General features: G+C 66.1%; 19 protein-coding genes. 5 read left to right on the forward strand and 14 right to left on the reverse strand.

Annotated elements, in window-relative coordinates:
* Positions 1–167 precede the first annotated feature (167 nt).
* Positions 168–1,178, forward strand: coding sequence for an AraC family transcriptional regulator (locus AC3FKH_RS07085; RefSeq protein ID WP_488674143.1), 1,011 nt, complete (start codon positions 168–170; stop codon positions 1,176–1,178).
* Positions 1,179–1,225: 47 nt separating this feature from the next.
* Here AC3FKH_RS07085 and AC3FKH_RS07090 read toward each other — a convergent pair whose 3' ends face one another.
* The 9 genes from AC3FKH_RS07090 to AC3FKH_RS07130 form a co-directional block, all read right to left on the reverse strand.
* The gene (locus AC3FKH_RS07090; RefSeq protein WP_488674144.1) at positions 1,226–2,401 is read right to left on the reverse strand and encodes an MBL fold metallo-hydrolase; all 1,176 of its coding nucleotides are present in this window, start codon (positions 2,399–2,401) and stop codon (positions 1,226–1,228) included.
* 16 nt (positions 2,402–2,417) lie between these two features.
* Positions 2,418–3,839 (reverse strand): MFS transporter, encoded by a 1,422-nt coding sequence (locus tag AC3FKH_RS07095; RefSeq protein WP_488674146.1) that lies wholly within the window; start codon positions 3,837–3,839, stop codon positions 2,418–2,420.
* A gap of 84 nt (positions 3,840–3,923) precedes the next feature.
* Positions 3,924–5,084: an FAD-dependent monooxygenase gene (locus AC3FKH_RS07100; protein WP_488674148.1), complete on the reverse strand. Its 1,161-nt coding sequence runs from the start codon at positions 5,082–5,084 to the stop codon at positions 3,924–3,926.
* Between the two features lie 10 nt (positions 5,085–5,094).
* Complete coding sequence (locus AC3FKH_RS07105) at positions 5,095–5,865, reverse strand: maleate cis-trans isomerase family protein (protein WP_488674150.1); 771 nt, start codon at positions 5,863–5,865, stop codon at positions 5,095–5,097.
* Positions 5,862–6,368, reverse strand: a complete 507-nt coding sequence (locus AC3FKH_RS07110) for an acyl-CoA thioesterase (RefSeq protein WP_488674152.1) — start codon at positions 6,366–6,368, stop codon at positions 5,862–5,864. The genes AC3FKH_RS07105 and AC3FKH_RS07110 overlap by 4 nt, the downstream gene beginning before the upstream one ends.
* A complete protein-coding gene (locus AC3FKH_RS07115) occupies positions 6,365–8,074 on the reverse strand; it encodes an AMP-binding protein (protein ID WP_488674154.1) in 1,710 nt (569 codons plus the stop codon). The genes AC3FKH_RS07110 and AC3FKH_RS07115 overlap by 4 nt, the downstream gene beginning before the upstream one ends.
* 28 nt (positions 8,075–8,102) lie before the next feature.
* The gene (locus tag AC3FKH_RS07120; protein WP_488674156.1) at positions 8,103–8,375 is read right to left on the reverse strand and encodes a hypothetical protein; all 273 of its coding nucleotides are present in this window, start codon (positions 8,373–8,375) and stop codon (positions 8,103–8,105) included.
* Positions 8,372–9,025 (reverse strand): VOC family protein, encoded by a 654-nt coding sequence (locus AC3FKH_RS07125; RefSeq protein WP_488674158.1) that lies wholly within the window; start codon positions 9,023–9,025, stop codon positions 8,372–8,374. The genes AC3FKH_RS07120 and AC3FKH_RS07125 overlap by 4 nt, the downstream gene beginning before the upstream one ends.
* Positions 9,026–9,073: 48 nt before the next feature.
* On the reverse strand, positions 9,074–10,354 hold the full coding sequence (locus tag AC3FKH_RS07130; RefSeq protein WP_488674160.1) for an alpha/beta fold hydrolase: 1,281 nt from the start codon (positions 10,352–10,354) through the stop codon (positions 9,074–9,076).
* A gap of 217 nt (positions 10,355–10,571) precedes the next feature.
* Between AC3FKH_RS07130 and AC3FKH_RS07135 the strand changes: the two genes are divergently transcribed.
* Positions 10,572–11,294, forward strand: a complete 723-nt coding sequence (locus AC3FKH_RS07135) for a TetR/AcrR family transcriptional regulator (protein WP_488674162.1) — start codon at positions 10,572–10,574, stop codon at positions 11,292–11,294.
* 7 nt (positions 11,295–11,301) lie between these two features.
* Here AC3FKH_RS07135 and AC3FKH_RS07140 read toward each other — a convergent pair whose 3' ends face one another.
* Entirely contained in the window at positions 11,302–12,237 is a 936-nt protein-coding gene (locus AC3FKH_RS07140; RefSeq protein ID WP_488674164.1) for a LysR family transcriptional regulator, read from the reverse strand.
* 13 nt (positions 12,238–12,250) lie between these two features.
* Here AC3FKH_RS07140 and AC3FKH_RS07145 point away from each other — a divergent pair, with 13 nt between their 5' ends.
* The 3 genes from AC3FKH_RS07145 to AC3FKH_RS07155 are packed head-to-tail and all read left to right on the forward strand — an operon-like array spanning position 12,251 to position 15,568.
* Positions 12,251–13,258 carry an alpha/beta fold hydrolase gene (locus AC3FKH_RS07145; RefSeq protein WP_488674166.1) on the forward strand — a complete coding sequence of 336 codons (1,008 nt, stop codon included), beginning with the start codon at positions 12,251–12,253 and terminating at the stop codon, positions 13,256–13,258.
* Positions 13,259–13,304: 46 nt separating this feature from the next.
* Positions 13,305–14,504, forward strand: a complete 1,200-nt coding sequence (locus AC3FKH_RS07150; RefSeq protein ID WP_488674168.1) for a porin — start codon at positions 13,305–13,307, stop codon at positions 14,502–14,504.
* Positions 14,501–15,568, forward strand: a complete 1,068-nt coding sequence (locus AC3FKH_RS07155; protein WP_488674170.1) for a Bug family tripartite tricarboxylate transporter substrate binding protein — start codon at positions 14,501–14,503, stop codon at positions 15,566–15,568. The genes AC3FKH_RS07150 and AC3FKH_RS07155 overlap by 4 nt, the downstream gene beginning before the upstream one ends.
* A gap of 109 nt (positions 15,569–15,677) precedes the next feature.
* On the opposite strand, the gene AC3FKH_RS07160 is transcribed toward AC3FKH_RS07155, so the two are convergent.
* The 4 genes from AC3FKH_RS07160 to imuA all read right to left on the reverse strand — a co-directional run bounded on the left by AC3FKH_RS07160 (position 15,678) and on the right by imuA (position 22,597).
* Entirely contained in the window at positions 15,678–16,679 is a 1,002-nt protein-coding gene (locus AC3FKH_RS07160; protein ID WP_488674855.1) for a zinc-dependent alcohol dehydrogenase family protein, read from the reverse strand.
* A gap of 215 nt (positions 16,680–16,894) precedes the next feature.
* Entirely contained in the window at positions 16,895–20,218 is a 3,324-nt protein-coding gene (locus tag AC3FKH_RS07165; RefSeq protein WP_488674172.1) for an error-prone DNA polymerase, read from the reverse strand.
* Positions 20,215–21,801, reverse strand: coding sequence for a Y-family DNA polymerase (locus AC3FKH_RS07170; protein WP_488674174.1), 1,587 nt, complete (start codon positions 21,799–21,801; stop codon positions 20,215–20,217). The genes AC3FKH_RS07165 and AC3FKH_RS07170 overlap by 4 nt, the downstream gene beginning before the upstream one ends.
* Positions 21,734–22,597 (reverse strand): translesion DNA synthesis-associated protein ImuA, encoded by an 864-nt coding sequence (imuA, locus tag AC3FKH_RS07175; RefSeq protein WP_488674176.1) that lies wholly within the window; start codon positions 22,595–22,597, stop codon positions 21,734–21,736. Before imuA ends, AC3FKH_RS07170 begins: the two co-directional genes overlap by 68 nt.
* Positions 22,598–22,624: the final 27 nt, after the last annotated feature.

Genomic DNA, 22,624 nt, shown 5'->3' on the forward strand with positions numbered 1-22,624 from the left:
CATGGGGTTCCGTCTGTCGTCGATTGATGCGATCAGTCTAGTAACCCCGGATCAGCCGTGTTCTCTCATTTCACGACATTCATATCTCATTTCATGACAGAATGCCGGGGCGTTCGGGTTTCCCCGGAACGAGCGGTTCCGGGCTGCACACGAGTGAAGGAGAGGCAATGGGCACATTGATTCGCACTGGCGTGCTGACCCACTATTTCAAGGTTGCGCGGCAATTGGGCCTGGAACCGCAGCCGCTGCTGCGCAAGCTCGGATTGAGCAGCGACAAGCTTGCGGACCCGGAACACTGGATTTCCGGGAGTGCCGCCGTGACCTTGCTGGAAGCGTCAGCGCGGCTCACGCAATGCCCGACCTTCGGGCTGCGCATGGCCGAGTTGTGGCAACTGTCCGACCTCGGGGTCGTCGCGGTGTTGCTCACCCATCAAAAGACGCTGCGCGACGCGCTTGGAACCATGGTCCAGTATCGGCACCTGATGAACGAGTTCCTGGTGATCCGTATCGAGGAGAGCGGCAGGAAGGTCATCGTGCGGGAGGACGTCGTCGCGGATGAAGCCGGGCCGACCGTGCAGTCGGTCGAGCTGGCACTGGGCACGCTTTCACGCCTGTGCAGCACACTGCTTGGCACGTCCTGGCAACCCCTTGGCGTCCATTTCACCCATGACGCTCCCGATGACCTGAGGCTGCACCGCCGCATCTTCGGGGGGAAACTGGAGTTCGCCAGCGCCTTCAACGGCTTGATCTGCCGCGCCGCCGACCTGGACTTGCCCAACCCGATTGCCGACCCTGTCATGGCACGCCATGCACAACGCCTGCTTGCGGGCCTGCCGGGAGCCAACGAGCCGTCAATCGTGCTCGAGGTGCGCAAGGCGATCTACCTGATGCTGCCGGCGGGGCGCGCGACGATCGAGCAGGTTGCCCAGGGACTGGGGATGAACGTGCGTACCCTGCAGCGCCAGCTCGAAGGCGCCGGGAAGATCTTCTCGGACATGGTCAATGGCGTGCGGCGCGATCTCGTTATCCACTATATGGACAACCGAAGCTACTCGCTCGGACGCATTGCCGAATCGCTTGGCTATTCCACCTATGGCTCGTTCGTACGCTGGTTCGCGGCGCAGTTCGGCATGACGCCGACGCAGTGGCGCAGCGCCAGGCCGGCAAATGCAAGGTAGGCCGGTATCCGGCTCCGCTTATTGTTTTCGCTTGCCGCGACAACCCTCTAACGTGCCTTGCCAGCGGCCACGGGCGAGCCTATGCCCAGCCACATGAGATCCTTGCCGACCACGACCCGGCCGGAATACCCATCCTGCGCGCGGCGCCACCGGCTCTCGCTGCTGTCGGCCGGCGCCAGGTGCGACAAGACCAGGGTTTTCACCCCGCTCGCCTGCGCGACCGCACCCACCGACTCGACAGCGGTGTGGGCTTCGAGCAAGTGGCGCGCCTTGGCCTCCTGCGCCGCATTGCGTGGCTTGGGCAGGAACTCGTCGATCCAGTGCGTGTCGATGACCTCGTGCACCAGGACATCCGCCCCCTTGGCCAAGCGTATGAGGTTCTGGCTCGGACTGGTATCGCCCGAGAACACCACGGAGCCGTCTGCCGTATCGAAGCGGAACGCGAACGACGGATACACCGGCGCGTGGCTGACCAGAATCGCGGTGACCTTGACCTTGTCGTCCTGGTAGACGGGAAAAGGCTGCATGTCCGGCGCGGTGCCGCGGTTGGCGTCCGCTACCACGCCCTTGGGCACCTTGATGTCTTCCACCGCGACCAGGGTATGCGGATCCGGCTTCTGGCTGTCGCGGATGTTGTCGTTGATATCGTTGGCGAAAGCCTTGTAGATGGACTCGGTCATGGCGACAGTTCCGGGCGTGGGATCTTCCGGGTGGATCACCGGGACATCGGTCCGGCTGGCACCGGCCACTGGGACCAGCGAGCCACGCGGGCCAGGTCCGAACACGCGCACCGGCGTCTTGCGCGCCGCCAGTCCGTCCGTGGTCCCGAACAGGAACAACGCCGGATAGTCCACGACGTGATCGGCGTGCAGGTGCGTGATGAATGCCGCGCGCAGCGAGGACAGTCCGGGCTTGCCCGGCAGGTTCCCCAGACCGGCCTGGAGGTACCGGCGCAGCCACCCCGCGCCAAAGTCGACCAGATACACGTCCCCGTCCACGACGAGTGCCGAGGAAATGCCCGCCAGAGGCGTGCCTCCGTAGGACGTGCGGCCCCCGGCGGTTCCGAGCAGGACCAGGTTGGTACGGAAGCCGGAACCCGGCGGGGATGCCGCCACGTCCGGTGTGCCGGCGGCACTCGCCATGGCAGGCACCAACGCCAGGAGCAAGCAGTGCGCGAGCCGGACAAGCCAGCCTGGGCGGACCTCGGGAAGCTTCATCCTCATGTTCTTGTCCATCGTCTTATTCAGGGAACTGGGTAGCGGCTTCGATCCGGGTGAGGTCCGCACGGATGTCAGGGCCAGGGGTTTTGAGCGTAACCTGGACGCGCCCGGTCCGGTAGATGCCGAACGCCGCGACCACCGCCGGAATTGCCAGCAGGAGATAAAGCGCCGCATTGCTCCAGCCGGCCGACAACAGCCATGCGCCGCCGAGCGAGCCCGCGATGGCCCCCACCCGTCCGATGCCGAGCGCCCATGCCACGCCCGTGGCACGGCTCGAAGTCGGATAGAACGCCGAGGCCAGCACATTGGCGCAGACCTGTGAACCGCTGACGCAAAATCCGGTGACGAAGATGGCCGCTGCCATCGCCATCGGCGCGCTCACGGAAGCCAGGCATGCCACGGCGATCGCCCCCATCGTGTAGGCTGCGGCCACCACGGCATAGGGGTTGAACCGGTCCAGCAGCACGCCCAGCACGACGGCACCCGCCACGCCTCCCCCTTGCAGCAGCCCGGCGAGCATCGAAGCTTCCTTCAGCGACAGGCCACTGCGCTGGACCAGGATCGGCAGCCAGTTGATCATGAGGTACAGCAACAGCAGGCTGCAGAAGAACGCCAGCCAGAGCCACAGCGTCCCCTGCCGGTAACGCGACGCAAAGAGCTGGCTGACGGGTGAACCGGGGCCGTCCGGCTCATCGGCGACGTACCTCGCGTCGTCACAAACCCTGCCGGCATCGATGCGCGACAGGATGGCGGCGATGCGCGCCTGCATGCCTTCGCGCGTGGCGAGGTAGCGCACCGATTCCGGCAAGGCCAGCGCCAGTACCGGCACCAGCACCAGCGGCAGTGCCCCGCCCAGTGCCAGCACGCCGCGCCAGCCGGCATGTTCGATCAGGTATGCGGTCACCACGCCGCCAAGCGCCGAGCCGAGCGAGAACCCGCAGAACATCACTGTCAGCAACATGCCGCGGCGGCGCGACGGACTGAACTCGGCGGTCAGCGTGATGGCATTGGGCATGGCGCCGCCCAATCCGAGCCCGGTCAGGAACCGCAGCGCGATCAGCCAGCCGATGCCGGGCGCCGCGGCGGATGCCGCGCAGGCGGCGCCGAACCACGCCACCGACAACACCAGCACACGGCGCCGGCCGATGCGATCGGCAAGCGGACCACAAAGAAAGGCGCCGGTCATCAGCCCGAGCAGCCCGGCGGAGAACAGCGGCCCCAACGCCACCATCGACAGCGACCATTCGCTGCGGATATGGGGCGCAAGGAAACCGATGATGGCAATATCGAAGCCGTCCAGCGCGACGATCGCAAAGCACAGCGCGATGATGCGCAACTGCAGGCCGGACAGGCGGGCTGCGTCGATGAACTCGCGTACGTTGACGGCGGCGCGCGCAGGGGCGGCGGCCGCCGCATCGCGGGGGGCGGATGGGGCAGTCATGTTGTCTCCTGGGATGGTCAACGCACAGCCGCTATGCTGCGGCTTGTGCGGGTAAAGAGCTGAGGTTTGCGCTTCGGCCGACGCCTATGCCGCGGCAGCGTTGGGCTGGTCAGGCTGGTGATAGCCACCCGCTTCCACGCGGGCGATAAATTCCGGGTCGCGCTGGCGCAGGTCTTCATGTGTGACCCTGCCGGTGCGCAGCATGTAGTCGTAGGCGAACGCGACCGGATCGAGATGCATCTTGCTGTCGACCGACTCATACCAGTCGAGGCTGCGGCGCGCCGCGTCCTGGAACTTGGCCGACGCATCGCGCCGGCTGCTCTCGAATGCCTGGAACGCCGCCGGTACGTCGTCGCGATGCGCACAGACGGCATCGCACAGCGCGATCGCATCCTGCATCGCCATGCGGGTGCCGGAGCCCAGCGAGAAATGCACGCTGCGCAGCGCGTCACCCAGCAAGACCACCTTGCCGTGCGACCAGTGCTCGTTGCGCACCACGCTCGCCTGGAACCAGTTCGAGCGATTGCCGAGCAGGGAGTGGCCGCCCAGGTCTTGCGCAAAGACCTGTTCACAGAACGCGCGGCTCTCCTCTTCGCTTGCGGTGTCCAGGCCCGCGCGATGCCAGGTATCGGGATCCACCTCCACCAGGAAGGTCGACAGCGTATCGCTGTACTGGTACGCGTGCGCAATGAACACCCCGTACCCGGTCTCGCGGAAGATCAGCGAGACCGGGTGGAACAGCTGACGGGTACCGTACCAGGCGAACTTGTTGCGACGCACGTCGAAGCTCGGCTGGAAATGCTCCGCCAACCGGCTTCGCACTTCGCTGTTGACGCCGTCGGCCGCCACGACGATGTCGGCGTCCGGCAGTTCGGCCGGATCGTTCACGCGGCTGCCATACCGAATCTCGACACCCGCCTCGGCGCACGCCTCCTGCAGCACGCGCAGCAGGTCGATGCGCGAGGTGCGCGAGAAGTGGTTGTTATGCAGCGGCACCCGCACCCCTTTGTGGGTGACCTCCATATAGTCGCAACGCTGATGATGCGCGGTGAACTTCCGGAAGAAGGCCGGATCCGCTTCCTCCAGGAAGGACAGCGCGATGTCCGAAAACACCACGCCCCAACCGTAGGTGGCGCCTGCCTCGTTGCGCTCATGCACGACGATATGATCTTCAGGATGCCGCTGCTTGAGCAGCAGCGAGAAGTACAGGCCGGCCGGCCCGCCTCCGATAACGGCGACATTCATGGTAAGCCTCTTACTTGCTCTGTTGCTTGCTGGCCGGCGCAAGGAGCGCGCCGGCATTGGGAACGACCGGTGCCAGGTCAAGGTGCTCCAGCATCTGGCGGACCGTGCAGACTGCGGTCGACGTGACCGGCAGGCCAACGGCGTCCTGCGCCGCCTGGATCGCGGGTAGCGACGGCATCTGCACGCAGGCCGACAGCACCACGACGTCGGCATTGGCGGTATTCAGGCGCCTGACGTCCTGTAGCAACTGCAGGGGATCGCGACGCCCGACCTCCAGGTTGTCGGGGATCTCGAACGACAGCGCGTCCAGCACTTCGATGCCTTCATGCTCGATGTACTTGACCACCGCGTCGGTCAGCGGTTTCATGTACGGCGCCATCAGCGCAATCCGGCGCGCGCCCATCGACTTCAGGCCCGCAACCAGCGCGCCTGCCGATGTCATCACCGGTGCATCGCAGTGGTTCTCGCGCGCCACGCGCAACAAGTCCTGCTCCACCTGCCGGTGGTAGCCGGGGCCCATTGCCATGATGGCGACCAGGCAGGCCGTGCTCATCACGTCGACGCGCGCGTCGGCCAGCTCGGCGGCACAGCGCAGCCCTTCCCGGTTCATGGCCTCCAGTTCTTCGCGCACCACGCGGTGCATGCGCATGCGGCTCGAATGGAAAGTGAATCGATCCGGCAGGATCTGTTCCCGCGCACGCAGCATCGCCGGGATCTCGGTTTCCATCGTCGTGTTGGAGCTGGGCACGATCTGCCCGATGCGGTAGGTACGACTGTTCATGCTGGTTGGCCTCGATGAGATGGGTTGGCGCGCGGATCGGTATTGCAAGCGGTCTCGCAGTGGCGCCGGTACTGTTCCAGTGCGTTGCGCAGCGCGGCGGGCACGCTGATCGCATCGCGCGTCCCGCGGCGCACGCAGATCGGCGTGAGGCGGGCGACGAAAGCGGTCTCGCCGCCTTCGCTCATGCGCGCGGTGATCGCCAGCGTGTAGGTCCGCGTGCCGATGGCCTCGACCGAAACCTCGATATCGATCGATTCATCCGGCCACAGCGAGCGGCGGAAGTCGAATGCCAATGCGCGCGTCGGCGTGCCGAATCCAAGCTCGTCCTTGGCGTGTTGCGGGAGCCCGCCAAACAGACGCTCGTAGAACAAGTCCGCGGTGGCAATCACGTACTCCGAAAAGCATGGCGTGTAGACCACGCCAGCCGGATCGCATTCGCCCCACCTGATGCGCCGACGCACGGTGAACGGTGTATCGGCAACTACGGCTTCGGTACAGGTCATGCCGAGACCCTCCGTTCATCTGCTCCCTGACTACCCGTCTCCTCATCGAGCCGGCGTGCCACCATTGCCCGCAGCGCACCCTTGTCGACTTTCCCGACGCGAGTCACCGGAAACTCCTCGACGACTTCGATGCGCTCGGGACACTTGAACTTCGCAAGCCCCTGCTCGACCAGAAAAGCGGCCAGCTCCGCCACGCCGGGTGCCGCCTGCCCCGCGCGCAGGATCAGGTAGATGCAACCCTTCTCGCCGTAGAGCGGGTCCGGCATCGCCACGAGCTTGGCGTCCGCCACCGCCGGATGGCGGCTGACATACGCTTCCACCTCTTCCGATCCGATCTTCTCGCCGCCGCGGTTCACGTTGTCGCGCAGCCGGCCTTCGAAGGCGAAGCAGCGCAAGCCGTCGATGACACGTTCGGTCATGAGGTCGCCGGAGCGCACGAAGCCGTCCCGCATCAGCGTTTGTGCTGACGCTTCGGGCGCCTGGTAGTAGCCCCGCAGGCTCGACGGACCGCGGAAGCACAGTTCGCCGGGCGTTCCCTGCGGGGCCGGCTCGTCCGTTCCCGGCACCAGCAGGCGGATCTCGTCATCCGGGCAGCCGGAGAAGCCTTGCGTGCCGTGGCGGACCGCCGCCGGGAAGCGCGCGCCCGCGCCCAGCAGCAGCCCTTCGGTGGTTCCGAACAGGTTGAAGCATGGCACCCCGAGGTGAGCTTCCAGCGCGTCGGCACGCGTCATCGTGCCGAACAGTTCGAGCGATGACAGATCGTGCCGCGCGATCTCCTGATAGGCGATCATCTGCGGCGCGACCGGTCCGATGGACATGCCGTGCGTGATGCGATGCTGTTCGATCAGTTCGAGCATGCGCGCGATGTCCACGCGCGGCATCAGCACCGACGTCATGCCGCCGGCCACAACCGGCACCAGCACGTATAGCTGGCCGGCGTTATGCAGCAGCGGCAGCGACCAGATCAGGCGGCTGTGCTCGGTCTGGCCGAGCTGGCGCATGCAGGCCAGCGCATGGCCGATGTACTCCGCATGGAAGCGTGGAATGATCTTCGGCACGCCGGTGGTGCCGCCGGACAACTGGAAGCTGAGAACGTCCTGGCTTCCGATCCGTACCCCGGCCAGCACAGCCACCGCTGTTTCGTAGGGGATGCCGTCGATCAGCGCGTCCAGGCCGTGCTCATCCGGCCGGGCCTGCCCCGGCATGGGGTTGCCGCGCGCCACGATCAGGTGTTGCAGCGAGGGATGGCGCTGCGCCATGCCGCGCGCAAATCCGGCCAGGTCGAAGGCGGTGAAGTCGGCCTGCACGAAGTAGGCACGCGGTTCCGCCTGCGCGGACAACTGGCCAATCTCGACTTCGCGGTATTGCGGCACCGCGCATACGGGAATCACGCCGGCCTTGTAGCAGCCCATCAGCGCCACCACCGTATCGATCGTGGTGCCCATCTGGAAGATTGCGCGATCCCCTGGCCTGAGACCAAGCTGGTGCAGTGCGGCGCCAAGGCGCTCGCTGCGCTCGTCGAGTTCGGCGAAAGTGATCGAGCGCTCGTCGCTGATAAAGGCGAAGCGGTCGGGGTGACGCCGCGCTGCCTTGCGCAGCGCGCCGCCGAGCGTGTCGTCTACCCACGCGCCGGTCTCGAAGTACCTGGCCGCGTCCGCTGGCGGGCAATACACCACGCCTTGGATCGGAAACTGAATTCCGGTCATGCTTGTCTCCTGCTTTGTATTCTGCTTGTCAGGCGGTCTCTTGACCACGTGGCACGATGCGCACCGTGTCGCGGCCGAACGACTCGATCCTTCCATCGAGGCCGCCGGTGAAGAGGCCATACCAGACGGCCGGCTTCAGTCCCAGTGCGCGACGCCCGAACTCGACAGGCTCGCCCGAGGCAATCACGGTATAGTCGCCGAGGTCGCTGACGTGGCAGGCCGGCATGCGGCGCGCGGCTTCCGCCAGCGAGGCGAACTCGGGCACGTTCAGCACGAAGATGCGCAGCGAAGACTTGCTCATGCGTGACACTCCTGGCCCAGGTTCAGGCGGCGGCCCAGGATCTCTGCCTTGCGCAGCCAGATATCATCGATCGAGGTCACGCGTGCGTCGCTGGCTTGCGCCTCGTCCTCCAGTTCGATGGCCGCGGACAGCGTCGCATCGGCATCGCGGGCGTCCAGCGCTTCGAGCGGCCGCAGCTTGCGCGTGATCTCGATGAAGTAGCCGTTCGGGTCGCGGAAGTAGATCGATTCGATCACCTCGTGCGCGGTTTCCGTGGACACCACCACGCCGCGCGCTTCCAGGCGCGCCTTCCATGCCTGCAGTTCTTCCTGCGTATCGACCAGCCATGCCGTGTGGGTGGCATCGAAAACGTGGTCGTCCGGGCGCGGCGGCTGGCTGGCCCGGCCGGCCAGGACCTCCGGCTCGACGCTGCCAAGGTAGTAGAAGAAAGCGATGGTGCTGCCGTTGCCGCTGTCGAAGAAAAAGTGCAGGAAATCGGGGTGCGTCGCGGTGCCCCAGCCACGCGCCGAGATGGTGTGGATCAGCGGCAGGCCGAGGATGTCGCGATAGAACGTGACTGTGTCCTTCAACCGCCAGGTCGGCCGGGCCGTATGGTCGACGCCGCGCAAGCGCAGCGGGGCGGCGTCAGGCCGGGTGGAACTTGCATGCATCGTTGCGTCTCCGGAAAAGTCCAAATCGGGTGCGTTATTGCGGATGCGTTATTGCGGGAAGGTTTCTCGCAGCCACGCCTGCAGCAGGCGTCCGGCCTTGTAGCGGCCCGGCTCTTCGCCTTTGGCCAGCGCGCGGCCATGGTGGTCGCCACGAACACGGTGGCATTGCTTTTCGGCACTGCCAATGCCGTGGAAGATGTCGGCGATGACCGTCGGGAAGCAGGCCTGGTCACCCGTGTACTCGATCAGCAAGGTGGGCTGGCTGATGGCCGGGGCCGTGCGGGACAGCGCGGCATTCGACGACAGCCCCGACCACGTCGACAGCCAGCTCTCGGGCGAGCAGGTGCGCGCAAAGCCGACCGAGCCGTAGTTGGAGGCGAACGGGTCCGCGCCCCAGAGCGACCCGTACTTGCGATCGGACGGATCGAGCGACAGGTCGAAGCAGCGCAGGTCGGCATCGGTGCGCCAGACCGTGAAGAGCTGCGTATGGGCGGCGCGGCGGCGGATGGCATCGCTGACGGTAGCGGGATTGCGCTTCACTTCGGCACGCGCATCCATGCGCTCGGCGATCATCGTCCTGGCCAGTTCGTCCAGGCGCTGCACCCGTGCCATCTGCGCGGCGCGATAGCGCACGACGAAGTCAGCGCGATAGCTCGATGAGGCAGGGGCCGGCGCAAAGCCGTTGGCCGCGGAGAATGCATCGAGCGCCGCGTCGACGGACAGCGGATCGCGCTCGTCGGCCACCGCAGGATCGATGCAGCCTTGCAGCAGCACGCCCTGGCCGGGGTGCGGCGCGACGAAGACGACGCCGTCCACCGCCGGCATCAGCGCCGACGCAAGATTGGTGGCGCGGCCGCCGGGCGTCCGGCCGATGCGCGCTGCGGGCGCGGCATTCGACTGCTGGACGTACAGGGCATACAAGCCGCTGCCGCCCGAATTGCCCAGCAGCACGATGCGGCGAAAGCCCGCTTCACGCAGGAAGCGCACACCGGCCGCCACGTCGTACAGCGCGAATTCATGCTCCAGGCGCTGGTCGTTGCCGACCGAACGCGGCGACTGCGACCACGCCGCATAACCCGCTTCGACGATGTCGGGAATCAGGTAGTGGCAAGCCATGAACTCGCGGGGATGCATGATGCAGACCACGGTATCCGGCTGGCCGGCGGCATAGAGCGATCCGCTCGTGGCCGCACCATCCTCCGTGCGCAGCACTACGTTGCGCGTCACGGTGCCGGGTGGCACGTCACGGGGATTCCAGTCCGTATTGAGAAAGCCCGCAACCGGGCCGGAAGGCGCGGGCGAAGCGCTGGGGGGCGTCTTGATTGTCATCGTCACTCACTCCGTTTTTTACAGAATAGTCCATTTTTCGACGCATACGTAAATATTTTTCGTACACGTCGAAATTCCCGCTAAAAGTCGCGTATTGAGCACGAAAATGCGATATTCGAGCGCACCAAGATGCCGATCCGGCACTGGCACCCGGTCGATTTTTTGGTTATCGTGATGAACTTCTCGACGCCTGCGTCGAAAATGCGAATGACAAGCGATGGCGAAGACACAGACGAAGAGCGATGCGTTGCGGGAATCGATCCTGGAGGTGGCGACCCGCCTGTTCATCGAGCGCGGTTTCGACGGCACCGGGCTGAACGACATTGCCGACGCCGTGGGATTGAGCCGCCCGGCGCTGTACTACTACTTCAAGAGCAAGGAAGCGATTCTTGATGAACTGACCACCGCGGTGACGCGTACCGCCGCCGATCTGGCTACGGAGGCGATCCCCGAAGAGATGCGCACGCCTGCCGGCATCCTGCGTCACCTGGTGATGCGTCACGCGATGCTGATCCTGTCCCACCCGTTGCAGTTCAGGGTAGTGGAGCGCAATGAGAACAACCTGCCGCCGAAGCAGCGCAAACTGGCCGAGCAATCGCGGCGCGCCGTGCTCGCCCAGTTCCGGCAAGCCATCGAGTCCGGTATCGACCAGGGGCGGTTCCGCGTGATGGATGCCAAGGTCGCGGCATTCTCGATCATCGGCATGTGCAACTGGACGGGGTGGTGGTTCAGTCCCGCCGGAGAGGTATCCATGGAGGACGTGGCCGGCCAGATCGCGGACATGGCATTGCGCGCGGTGGAGTTGCCCGCCAGCCGCGCCCTGGACCAGCCTGGTCCGGCGGCCATCCTGCAATTGCTGCGGGACGACCTGACGCTGCTGGAGCGCAGCCTGGAGGCGCCGGCCGCGACCGGGGGTGGCCCTGCGGGCAGCGGCGGCTAGTCGATACCTAATCGATACCGACAGTCACACCTTCCGAGCCAGACTTGTGCAATGCCGTACGCAGCCAGCCGATGAAATCGCGCGCCGCTGCGGTCATCAGATCCTCGTTTGGATAGGCGACGCATATCGCGCCGCGCGGCGTGCCGCCGGCCACATTCAGTCGACGCATGGAGCCGGCCCGAAGGCGCTCATTCAGCACCTTCGCGCCGGCATCGCTCCAGGTCGACACGACATTCAGCCTTGTCACCAACTCGGCGTAGACATAGGCGGACGTGCACCGCAGCACCCGAGCCGGCGGAGCCAGAGCGTGTGCGGCGAAGAGCGTCCGCATGAGGCTGGATTCGTCACTTGCGGCATCGAGAACCATCCATTGCATCGCCTGCAGGTCCTCGACCGTGACATCGAGCGGGCCTACATACAAACGGCTAACCGCCAGCGCCGAGCCGATTTCATATAGCGGCTCAATCTTGTAATAGGCAGCGTCTTCGAGGAATCCATACTCGGGAAACAATGCGACATCCAGGCTGCCATCGTTGAGGCCGGCCACGATCTGCGCCCTGCGCAGCTCCACGATACTGACCTGCACCTCCGGACGAGACTGCGTGAACGCAGTCATGGCGTCGACAAACGTACCCGTCGCCGACGCCGGTGTGATCGCAATGCACAGGCGACCGCCAATGGTTCCGCGCATGGCTTCGGCCGCATCGTAGATCCGTCCCACTTCCCGGTCGATGACCTGCGCCCGCTTCAGCATCGCTGCGCCGAACTCCGTCAGCGAGGCGCCGCGCGCCGCCCGTACCAGCAGCGGCAGGCCAAGCTCGCCCTCCAGCTCGATGATGGCGCGGCTGACCGCTGGTTGGGTCACGCAAAGCCGTCGGGCTGCGCCTTGCAGGCTGCCCGTTTCAGCGACCGCTCGCAGCGCCTGTAGTTGCTTGAGTTTCATGTCGGAACCGTGGATGGCAAGCCTTCGTGAAAACGATAGCAAGGATGCCTGGGTGCGGCAATCGGCTCGAACGCAGAGCATGGATGAAACCCATGACCTGAGCGATAAGAAAAACGCATGCCCCAAAGAATTTCTGGTTTGTGCCACAAGCCTCGCTGTCGAACAATGCCTCCACCCCAACAACAGCGGTGGCGTCCCGTCACCGACAAGGAGGCCCGCCATGCCTACGATTCAACGCAACGACACTACGCTCTACTACGAAGTACACGGCTCAGGCTATCCGGTGGTCTTTATTCACGGAGGCGGCGGCAATACGATGGCGTTCTATCAACAAGTACCGCATTTTCGCGATCGCTACCGAGTCATCACTGTCGACCTGCGAGGCTTCAAGAACTCGGTGTGCGCGCCGGGCATTGTCTCGCATCCCGTCGATTTCCCCGACGACCTGCGCGCCATTCTGGACGCCGAGAACATTGCTTGCGCCGCGCTGGTCTGCCAGTCCCTGGGCGCCTGGGCCGGCCTTCCCTTCGCTGTCCGGCATCCGGACCGGGTGTCCTGCCTATTCATCAACGGTTCCCCCACGCCTGCCTACTCGGAAGAGAACTGGCAGACCCTACGACGCGCCACAGGCATCTTCAATCGCGCCAAATCCGAACGGGATGCCGGCATAGGCTGGAACCGAAAGACAATTCAGGAACGTCCCGATGTGGCGTTCCTCTACAGCCAGATCAAGCAGCTCAATCCGGGCTTCGATTCCACGCCAATGGCGGATGACTGCGTCAAGCTGCATCCGCGAGACCTGGCCGGCTACGCGGTACCAACGATGATCGCTGGCGGATCGCACGACGATTTCCTCAATCCGGAAAGCCACCTGCATGTGGCAACGCTGATCCCCGGTGCCGAGTCCCATACCTTTCCAGACACCGGGCACTCAACCTACTTCGAGGACGCCGAGACGTTCAACAAGGTAGTGGACGCATTTCTCTCGCGCCATGTGCCACTCGACGGTGTCGCACCGTAAACGTCGCACCCCGCCACGCCTCACTATCTCCCGACGAAGCTTCCACATGAATCCCAAAAGTGTATTCCGCACGCTTGGTGCGGCCGGGGTACCGTTCTCCTTCTCTGTGCTCGCGCATGCCTCCTATATCTCGCCCATCGTGGCTGAGCAGCCCGAGTACGCAGGAGCAGTACCGCGCCCAGGCGTAACCCTCTACGGTGTCGTTGACGCGGCGCTCAACTACCAGAACGCCGGTGGAAAATCCGTCGTCCAACTGCAAAGTGGTGGCAAGTCGACGTCCCGGTTCGGCTTGATGGGCAAGGAAGACCTCGGAGGCGGGCTGGCTGCGGAATTCAGCCTCGAGAATGGGTTCAACGCCGACACCGGCGCACCCGGCGCGTCCGGTGTGCTGTTCAACCGGCAGGCGTGGGTGGGGCTGGCCTCCACCACGCTTGGACAGTTGCGGCTCGGCAATCAGGACAACGTGGGCTACCCCATCTTCCTGGACCCGTTCGGGCAGGTTGGCACCAATTCGATCTACACCTCGCTCGGCTATGCCGTCGTGCAGACGCCCACAGGCACCAGCTTCAATGCCGACCTTGGCCCGGGCGCCACTCAAGTGGCGCCCCGGGTAGCCAATGCAGTCTCATGGAATTCGCCACGTATTGCAGGCTTCAACGTCAAGCTGCTGCATGCGTTCAGCAACGCCGCATCGGCTCCGCGTACCAGCAATGACGGCGCCATGTTGACATGGGCACGCGGACCGGTAGCGCTTTTCGGGACCTATAACCGTGTCTGGAGTACGCCGGTCATGCTGGCACCCGGACAGGTGCCCACGTCGGTCCGCAACGACCTGTATAGCGCTGGTGCGCTATACGATTCCAGCACCTGGGTGGTAATGGGCGGCTATACGCAAAATGCTCCCCGTCTTGCCGGGGACGGCATTGCGCGCAACTATACGATTGGTGGCATCGTCCCATTCGGCCGGCATGTGTTGCGGGCATCGTTGCTCTACCGTGACACCTCTGGCGTGCGCGACCGCCTCGGACAACCCGCAAAGGATGCCGGCTTCGGCGGCATGTTTGGATATGACTACCTGCTGTCCACGCGCACCAGCCTGTATGGACGCGCCGGTTTCATCCGCAACTACGGTATCTCGACAGTCCCCTTCAATGGCAACAGCTTGCCGACGATCGAGGGCAGCACCGTGCCGCGCACCGGCATCAATCCGATCACGCTCTCTGTTGGCATGACTCACGCCTTTTGAAGCAGACCTGGCATCGCGCCCATTTCAAGGCGCAGCCGCCCTGCGCCTTCGACAATTTTCCGATGAGATCCAGCATGACTACACGTCGTCAGTTCCTTGCCAGCGTCAGCGTTGGCGCGTACACAGTTGCCGCAGGTACAAATACCGCCTGGGCTCGCAACACCTTTCCATCGCGCCCGGTGCGGCTGGTCTGCGCGGCGCCGGCTGGAGCGCCGATCGACGCCATTTCGCGCAAGCTTGCGGAATTGCTGTCTCGCCGGCTCGGCGTTGCCGTGGTTGTGGAGAACAAGGCCGGCGCAGTTGGCGTGCTGGCGGCCTCCGACGTGGCGCGCTCCACCGATGGCCACAGCTTCCTGGTCACGACCAACTCGCCTCTGGTGACAGCACCCGCGGTCATGAAGTCGCTGCCATACGATCCGGCCACCGCCTTTGCGTTGATCAGCAAGATTGGCGCAAGCCCCGTTGTGTTGGTTGCCAACCCAGCCTTCAAGGCGAACTCGCTTGCCGAACTGATCGCGGATCTCAAGTCCGGAAGGACCAAGGCCACCTATGGATCATGGGGCCCCGGCACCATGCCGGTCCAGGTGATGGAAACGTTTGCCCGCAAAGCTGGCGTGAAGCTGACCGAGATCCCGTATCGCGGATCGCCGCTTGCCCTGCAGGACGTGCTCGCCAACCAGGTCGATATGACATTGCTGTCCCCGCATGTAGCGGCTCCGATGATTGCCGAGAGAAAGCTCAAGCCTCTTGCGGTAGTAGGTAAGCACCGGGCGAAGTCGCTGCCCAACGTGCCAACCTTTTCGGACGCCGGCTTCGGCGACTTCATCTTTACCAATGCCACCTGGGCTGGCATTGCGGGTCCTGCCAGGATGGAACGCGCCACACTGGATCGCATGGCGAGCGAGGTCCAGGCATGTGTCCGCGATCCGGCAATGGAGAGCTACCTGACATCCATCGGTTTCGAAGCCGTGGGCAATACGCCGGCAGCATTTGACGCAGAGTTCCGGGCCGAACTTGCAGTCATACCCCCGCTCCTTCGGGCGCTGGGCATTTCCCCGCAATAAGAGCGGCTTACAAAACTCTCCATCAGGATAGAGACGTCAGAAGAGCGAACTGGCGAAGAACTAAGAATAAGGTAAGCCGCGGGGTTGGATAGCCACACCCCGCGAGCGCTCAGATGTCCAATACGATCTTGCCGAAATGCCGCTGTCCCGCCTGGTAGCGAAACGCATCGGCGATCTCATGCAGCGGAAACTGGCGGTCGATGACAGGCCGGATGCCCGTGGCATTCAGCGCCCGCACCATGTCAAGCTGATGGCGCCGGCTGCCGACAAGCAGGCCCGTGATCCGCAACTGCTTGCGCAGGATCATCCTGACGTTGAACGGCGAATCCGCACCCGACAGGACGCCGATGATGGCCACGTGCCCACCGGTACGTACCGCAGCAACCGACTGTTCCAGCGTCGCCGCGCCACCCACTTCAATGACGTGATCCACGCCGGCGCCGCCGGTCAGCGCCCGGACTGTATCGCCCCACCTGGGGTCGTCACGGTAGTTGATCACATGGTCCGCACCGAGACTGCGCAGGCGCTCAAGCTTGTCGTTAGAGCCTGAGGTCGCAATCACGCGGGCCCCTGCCGTCTTGGCAAACTGCAGCGCGAATATGGACACGCCACCCGTGCCCAAAACCAGCACCGTCTCTCCGGGCTTCAGAGCGCCGTCAACGAACAGCGCCCGCCAGGCGGTCAGCCCGGCAGTGGTCAGCGTCGCCGCCTCGGCGTGGCTATAGCCATCCGGCGCGTGCGTGAAAGCCGTTGCGGGGAACGTCACGATGTCTCGAGCAAAGCCGTCGATCCCATCACCGGGAACGGTGGCAAAGTCGGACAGGGCAGGTTCACCATCGAGCCATGTCGGGAAGAACGTGCTGACCACGTGGTCGCCGACCGAGAATTCCTTCACGCCTGCGCCCACTTCCGTGATGATCCCCGCGCCATCCGACATCGGAATGCGCCGCACTTCCCCGACTCCGCGGCTGACGACGCCGAAGTCGTGATAGTTCAGCGAGCTGGCGTGAATACGCACTGTGACTTCACCAGGGCCGGGCGGTTGCGCTGCGACTGTTCCCAGGACCAGGCGGTCAAGCCCTCCAGGTGGCTCGAGGTAAATGGCTTTCATGGCGGTCAATGGTGTTTGCTACGGAGGCTTTCACAACGGGAGTTGCTTCACGGATCACGAGTATTGGCGAAGATGCGGCTGGCCATTTGATATTTCGGGACCAACGCTTGATGCGTCGGGACATCCGAGGGGAAACCCCCGCACCAACGGTTCGGCAGAACGAAGGGGATGACCGCTCCGGGTCAATCAGTCACCTGGCGCATCGGTCCTGTGGCTCAGTGAAAATCGCGGCTCCCCACCATCAACCGCCCCAGCATCGGACTCAGGTCGATCAGTTCCTGCGCCACGAGATGGCGCACCTCGCCCTGCCGCTGCCAGATACCGACCACGCCCAGCAGCGTCGCGCCGAGCACCTCCCTGCGCTGCCGCTCGATCAGGTCGGGCCAGTAGATCAGGTTGACGGTGCCGGTTTCATCCTCGATGGTGGCAAAGATGGTGCCGCTGGCCGTGGCGGGCCGCTGCCGCACGGTGACGATGCCGCAGGCGCGCACGCGCCGGCCATTGCGGCAATGGGAAAGCTGCTCCGCCGTGGCGTAGTCCATGGCATCGAGCTTCGCGCGCAGCAGCGCAAGCGGATGCGACTTGAGCGACAGCCCCGTGGTGGCGTAGTCGGCGGCCACCTCTTCACCGAGCCGGGGCGCCGGCAGCGACAACTGCTGCTCGATCAGCGGCGCTTCATGGAGCAGGTCCCGATGCGCCACCTGCAGCGCCGCGGCGCTGGCCTGCCAGCGGGCCTGGCGCCGGTTGCCGGCCAGTGCCGCCAGCGCGTCGGAGGCAGCGAGTACATCGATATCGTGCCGGTCCAGCCGGGCACGCAGGGCCAGGTCTTCGACGCTGTCGAACCGGCGTTGCGCACGCGCGGCCTCGATGCGCAGCGCGGCGTCCTCGCGCATGCCCTTGACGCGGTTCATGCCCAGGCGTACGGGCGGCTTGCCGGCGCCGGTCTGGCCGGGCGCGGGTTCCAGCGCGCTGTCCCAGTTGCTGACCGTGACATCGACCGGCAATGCCACCACGCCATGACGCGCGGCATCCTGCACCAGTTGCGACGGCGAATAGAAGCCCATTGGCTGGCTGTTCAGCAGCGCGCACAGGAATGCCGACGGGTGGTGGCACTTGAGCCACGCGCTGATATAGACCAGCTTGGCGAAACTGGCCGCATGGCTTTCCGGAAAGCCGTATTCGCCAAACCCCTCGATCTGCTTGCAGATGCCCAGCGCAAAGGACATCGGGTAGCCGTGCCCGGTCAGGCCTTTGATCAGCGCCTCCTGATGCCGGCCCAGGTCGCCCCGGCGGCGCCAGGCGGCCATCGAGCGGCGCAGCTGGTCGGCCTCCCCCGGCGTGAAACCGGCCCCGTCGATGGCTAGCTGCATCACCTGTTCCTGGAAGATCGGAATGCCCAGCGTGCGGCCCAGCACCTTCTCGATCACGTCGTCATAGTAGGCCGGCGGCTTCTTCATGAGGCGGAACGCTTCACGCCGCTTCAGGTACGGATGGACCATGCCGCCCTGGATCGGCCCCGGCCGCACGATGGCCACTTCCACCACCAGGTCGTAATAGGTGCGCGGCTGCAGGCGCGGCAGCATCGACTGCTGGGCGCGCGATTCGATCTGGAACACGCCAACGGTGTCGGCATGGCAGATCATCTCGTAGGTCTCCTCGTCTTCCTTCGGGATATCTTCCATCCGCGCCGGCACGCCGGCGCGGGCCAGGTTTTCGTCCGGATTCGGAATCATGGCCAGCCCGCGCCGGATGGCCGACAGCATGCCCAGCGCAAGTACGTCCACCTTGAGCAGGCCGAGCGACTCCAGGTCGTCCTTGTCCCACTGGATCACGCTGCGCTCGGCCATGGCCGCGTTCTCGATCGGCACCAGCCGCGACAGCTTGTCGCGCGCCATCACGAAGCCGCCCACGTGCTGCGACAGGTGGCGCGGAAAGCCATGCAGTTGCGTCGTCAGGCTCGCCCACTGCTGCACCGCCGGCGATTCGCGGTCCAGCCCGTAGCGGCCGATGCGGTCCAGGAAGCCCTGCCCGCTTTCCCACCACGCCTGGCCCTTGACCACCTGCTCGACCACGCTGGCATCGATGCCCAGCGCGCGCCCGACGTCGCGCAGCGCGCTGCGCGAGCGGTAGGTGATCAGCGACGCGGCCAGCGCGGTGCGGTCGCGGCCGTACTTGCCGTAGATGTACTGGATGATCTCTTCGCGCCGCTGGTGCTCGAAGTCGACGTCGATATCGGGCGGCTCGTCACGTTCGCGCGAAAGAAAGCGGCCGAACAGCAGGTTGGCCTGCTCGGGGCTGACCTCGGTGATGTAAAGGCAGTAGCAGACCAGTGAATTCGCCGCGGAGCCGCGGCCCTGGCACAGGATGCCCAGCCTGCGCGCCTCGCGCACGATGTCATGCACGGTGAGGAAGAAATGCTCATATTTCATTTCCTCGATCAACTTCAGTTCGTTTTCGAGCTGTTCCTCCCACTCCGGCTTCAGCCCGTTGGGGAAGCGCACGCGCTTGCCGGCCTCCACTTCCTTGCGCAGGTAGCTGATTGGCGTCTCGCCTTCGGGCACCAGTTCCTGGGGGTACTCATAGCGCAGCGAATCGAGCGAGAAATCGCACAGCGCGGCAAGCTTCAGCGTCTGCGCCAGCGCCTCGCGCGGATACAGGCGCGACAGCACCTGCCGCATGCGCAGATGCTGCTCCGCATTGGGCGCGAGCGCCATGCCGCATTCGGGCAGCGGCTTGCCCAGCCGGATCGCGGTCAGCACATCGGACAGCGGCTTGCGCGAACGCACGTGCATGGTCACCGCGCCCGATGCCACCAGCGGCACGCCGGACTGTGCGGAAGCCGCCTCGACCCGGCTGCGATGCAGCGCATCGGCATGGCCTTGCAGTTGCTCCAGCGCGAGCCATGCGTGCTCGCCGAAGACCTCGCGGCACCATTGCGCCTGCGCCAGCAAGTGCGCCGGATCGGGGCAGTAGTCCGGCAGCAGCACGGCCATGCAGCCCGGCATGCCGCGCAGGTGGAGCAGGTCTTTATCGGGTGCCGAGAGGTCTTCCGGATGCAGCCGGTAGCTGCCCTTCTGCGCGCGCATGCGGCCCAGCGTGATCAGCTCGCACAGGTTGCCGAAGCCTTCGCGATGCTGCGCAATCAGGATCAGCCGTAGCGGCGGCCGTTCGTCCGCGCCCGCTGGCGCGGTCAGGCTGAAGCGGCTGCCGATCAGCAACTGGAAGGCACTGGCGGCTGCGGCGTGTTCCTTCAGCGCGTTGAGTTCGCCGTCGTCCTGCGCGTCGCCGGCGGCCTCGCAACGTTCGACTGCCTCGTGCAGTTGCTTGCGCAGTGTCTTGATGGCGTCATGCGCACGCGCGGTACCGGCCACCGAGCATTCGTCGGTCAGCGCGATGCCGCGGTAGCCGAGCTGGAAGGCGCGCTCGATCAGTTCGACCGGATGCGACGCACCGTTCAGGAACGTGAAATTGGAGATGCAGTGCAGCTCGACGTAGTCGGGCAGCGTGGGCAGCCATGCGGACAGCTCGGGCACGCTCATGCGAACAGCCCATGCAGGAACCAGCGGTACTCGCCGCCATCCTCCTGCCCGTCGCGTCCCGGATGGCCGGGGCGCTCGCGATAGACCCAGCAGCGCAGGCCGTCGGCGCGCTCGGCGATGAAGTAGTCGCGCGTGGCCAGGCCGCCGTCCCACCAGCCGGCTTCGATGCGCTCCGGCCGGGTCAGCATGCTCAGCGGCCCGCCGTGGTTCGGGCGGTGGTTGCGCACCGGCAGCGGCTGCGGTTGCGGCAACAGCCACAGCGGGCGCTCGGGCAATGGCGGCAGCGGCGCGTCCGCCGGCTTGCCGGCGGCCTCATCGAGCGGGCGCCAGCGGTTGGCGCACTCGGGCCGGTGGTCGGCCAGCGGCTGCGGCTGCAGCACGTTGTCGCGGCCCAGGCGGGCCACCAGCGTGTCGAGCACGCGGCCGAGTTCGGCCGGCGTGCCGCCGGGCTCGGGGAACAGCGCGTCGCTTTGCGGCAGGTATTCGGCCATGGCTTCCACGCGCAGCGCCAAGCCTGTCACCGGGGCATGGAAATTCAGCTTGTCGAGCTTTTCGCGCAGCAGGCGCGACAGGTGCGCCGGATCGCGGCTGGGCTGGGCCAGGCCCACCATCACGGGCGTGCCCACGGTATCGGCGCCGAGCCGGTAGCGCTCATGTTCGAGCACCAGCACGCAGCGCGTCACACCGGCCTGCTGCACCGCCAGCCAGCCGGCCAGCGCCAGCAGCAGGCGCTGCGCGCCGGCCAGCACGCCTTCGGCCGATTCGATGCGGCCCGGCAGATCCATGCGCTGCGCGAACGCGGGCGGCGCGGCGAACCAGGTGAAGCTGGCTGCCGCCTCGCCATAGGCCTGGTCCAGCCGGGCCAGCAGTGTCGGGCCCAGCCGGCGTGACAAGCCGGCGCGCGGCAAGCGCCGCACCTCGCCCAGCGTGCGGCACCCGATGCCGTCGAGCCAGGCCGGATCGGCCAGCAGGCGCAGCGCCTCGACCGGCAGGCGATCCAGCAGGCGTCCCGTGCGCGCGGGCTGCACTGCCCGTCGCGCCGGCCGCACGATGCCGCGGCGGGTGCGGCGCATGGGTTGGCGCGCGAGCCATGCCGCGCCGTGGGCCGTGGCCCCGCTGCCCACCTGCGCGAACGTGCCGAGTTGCCGCACGCACGCGCGCACCGCCCGGCACAGCGCGCGGTGGCCGCCGAACAGGCGCAGGCTGGCGGTGACGTCGAGCATCAGCGTGGCCGCTTCCGGGTCTTCATCGAACGTGACGAGGGGCGTGAAATGCAGCAGCGCCAGCGCCGCCGCGTGCAGCAGCCCGGCTTCGGCGGCCGGGTCGCGCTCCAGTTGCACCACGTCGGCCGAGAGCGCCTGCACGCCGCCGCGCCGCATGCCGAACGCCACGCCCAGCGCCATGGCCGGGGCGTTGGCGAGCATCACGCGCTCGCGCTCCATCACCACCACCGGCACGGCATGGTGCAGCGTGCCGAGGGGTGACGAAGGCGCGGAGGAAGGCGCCGTGGCCGGCTCAGGCCAGCTCGGCTGCAGCGCGTCCAGCGACAGGCGCGGCAGATGCACCGCGATCCAGTACGACATGGGCGGAACCTCCCGCAACAACAGGTGAAACAGCCGGAGCCGGCGCGGCATGGCCGCCGCGGCGAGCGCCCTCCAGGCCATCCAGCCGCAAGCGCAGCGGTGCTTCGCGCACCGGGCCGCGCCGCTTGTGGAAAACGATGGACAGTTCGTTGCCCGGCAACGGCGACAGCAGCAAGCGCAGCACGGCCGGCGACGACTCGCGCAGTGCCGCGGCCGGGCGCATGGCCCACACGGCGGCGTCGCCGGCCTGTGCCAGCACTTGCAGGCGGCGCATCGCCTCGGGCCGCGCGGCCGGCAGCCACACCAGCACCGCGCCGAACGCCTGGCTGCGCAGCATCTGTTCGGCTGCCCACAGGACGTCGGCCTGCTGCGCCTGCTTGCCGGCGCTGGCGGCGGCGCGCACCCAGTAGAGCTGGCGGGCCGGCAAACCCGCCGCGGCCAATCCCATTGCATTGGGCAGGTAAGGCGGCCCCACCAGCCCGATGCGCCGCCCCGCCGCCGCCAACGCCCGCAGCGCCGGCAGGAGCAGGCGCAGTTCGCCCGCTCCGCCCTGCGTGGTCAGCAACTCCGTCACCCCGCCCACGGGCCAGCCGCCGCCGGGCAGTTCCGCCGCCAGCGTGGCATAGCCGGCCGGCCACACCGGCTGGCTGCCGGCGCGGCCAAGCTGGCCGGCACGCCATAGGCTGGGGTAGCGATGCTCGAGCGCGGCCACGGCATCCTCCCGGCTTGGCGGAGGATGCCGGGCAGGCGACGGGAAAGCGGGAGCCTCCGCGGCGGGGGCTGCGGGTGCGATCATGTGGAGTTTGAGTCTCGCCGAGGTGGC

It is taken from the genome of Cupriavidus sp. 21MJTG02-4 (genome assembly GCF_057798975.1).

Excerpts from the sequence above, each read along its gene's own strand:
- AC3FKH_RS07085 (WP_488674143.1), top strand. The coding sequence starts at position 168 with ATGGGCACATTGATTCGCACTGGCGTGCTGACCCACTATTTCAAGGTT.
- AC3FKH_RS07110 (WP_488674152.1), bottom strand. The coding sequence starts at position 6,368 with ATGACCTGTACCGAAGCCGTAGTTGCCGATACACCGTTCACCGTGCGT.
- AC3FKH_RS07105 (WP_488674150.1), bottom strand. The coding sequence starts at position 5,865 with ATGAACAGTCGTACCTACCGCATCGGGCAGATCGTGCCCAGCTCCAAC.
- AC3FKH_RS07130 (WP_488674160.1), bottom strand. The coding sequence starts at position 10,354 with ATGACAATCAAGACGCCCCCCAGCGCTTCGCCCGCGCCTTCCGGCCCG.
- AC3FKH_RS07120 (WP_488674156.1), bottom strand. The coding sequence starts at position 8,375 with ATGAGCAAGTCTTCGCTGCGCATCTTCGTGCTGAACGTGCCCGAGTTC.
- AC3FKH_RS07090 (WP_488674144.1), bottom strand. The coding sequence starts at position 2,401 with ATGAGGATGAAGCTTCCCGAGGTCCGCCCAGGCTGGCTTGTCCGGCTC.
- AC3FKH_RS07150 (WP_488674168.1), top strand. The coding sequence starts at position 13,305 with ATGAATCCCAAAAGTGTATTCCGCACGCTTGGTGCGGCCGGGGTACCG.
- AC3FKH_RS07135 (WP_488674162.1), top strand. The coding sequence starts at position 10,572 with ATGGCGAAGACACAGACGAAGAGCGATGCGTTGCGGGAATCGATCCTG.
- AC3FKH_RS07115 (WP_488674154.1), bottom strand. The coding sequence starts at position 8,074 with ATGACCGGAATTCAGTTTCCGATCCAAGGCGTGGTGTATTGCCCGCCA.
- AC3FKH_RS07125 (WP_488674158.1), bottom strand. The coding sequence starts at position 9,025 with ATGCATGCAAGTTCCACCCGGCCTGACGCCGCCCCGCTGCGCTTGCGC.
- AC3FKH_RS07165 (WP_488674172.1), bottom strand. The coding sequence starts at position 20,218 with ATGAGCGTGCCCGAGCTGTCCGCATGGCTGCCCACGCTGCCCGACTAC.
- AC3FKH_RS07100 (WP_488674148.1), bottom strand. The coding sequence starts at position 5,084 with ATGAATGTCGCCGTTATCGGAGGCGGGCCGGCCGGCCTGTACTTCTCG.
- AC3FKH_RS07170 (WP_488674174.1), bottom strand. The coding sequence starts at position 21,801 with ATGTCGTACTGGATCGCGGTGCATCTGCCGCGCCTGTCGCTGGACGCG.
- AC3FKH_RS07095 (WP_488674146.1), bottom strand. The coding sequence starts at position 3,839 with ATGACTGCCCCATCCGCCCCCCGCGATGCGGCGGCCGCCGCCCCTGCG.
- AC3FKH_RS07140 (WP_488674164.1), bottom strand. The coding sequence starts at position 12,237 with ATGAAACTCAAGCAACTACAGGCGCTGCGAGCGGTCGCTGAAACGGGC.
- AC3FKH_RS07145 (WP_488674166.1), top strand. The coding sequence starts at position 12,251 with ATGGCAAGCCTTCGTGAAAACGATAGCAAGGATGCCTGGGTGCGGCAA.
- imuA (WP_488674176.1), bottom strand. The coding sequence starts at position 22,597 with ATGATCGCACCCGCAGCCCCCGCCGCGGAGGCTCCCGCTTTCCCGTCG.
- AC3FKH_RS07160 (WP_488674855.1), bottom strand. The coding sequence starts at position 16,679 with ATGAAAGCCATTTACCTCGAGCCACCTGGAGGGCTTGACCGCCTGGTC.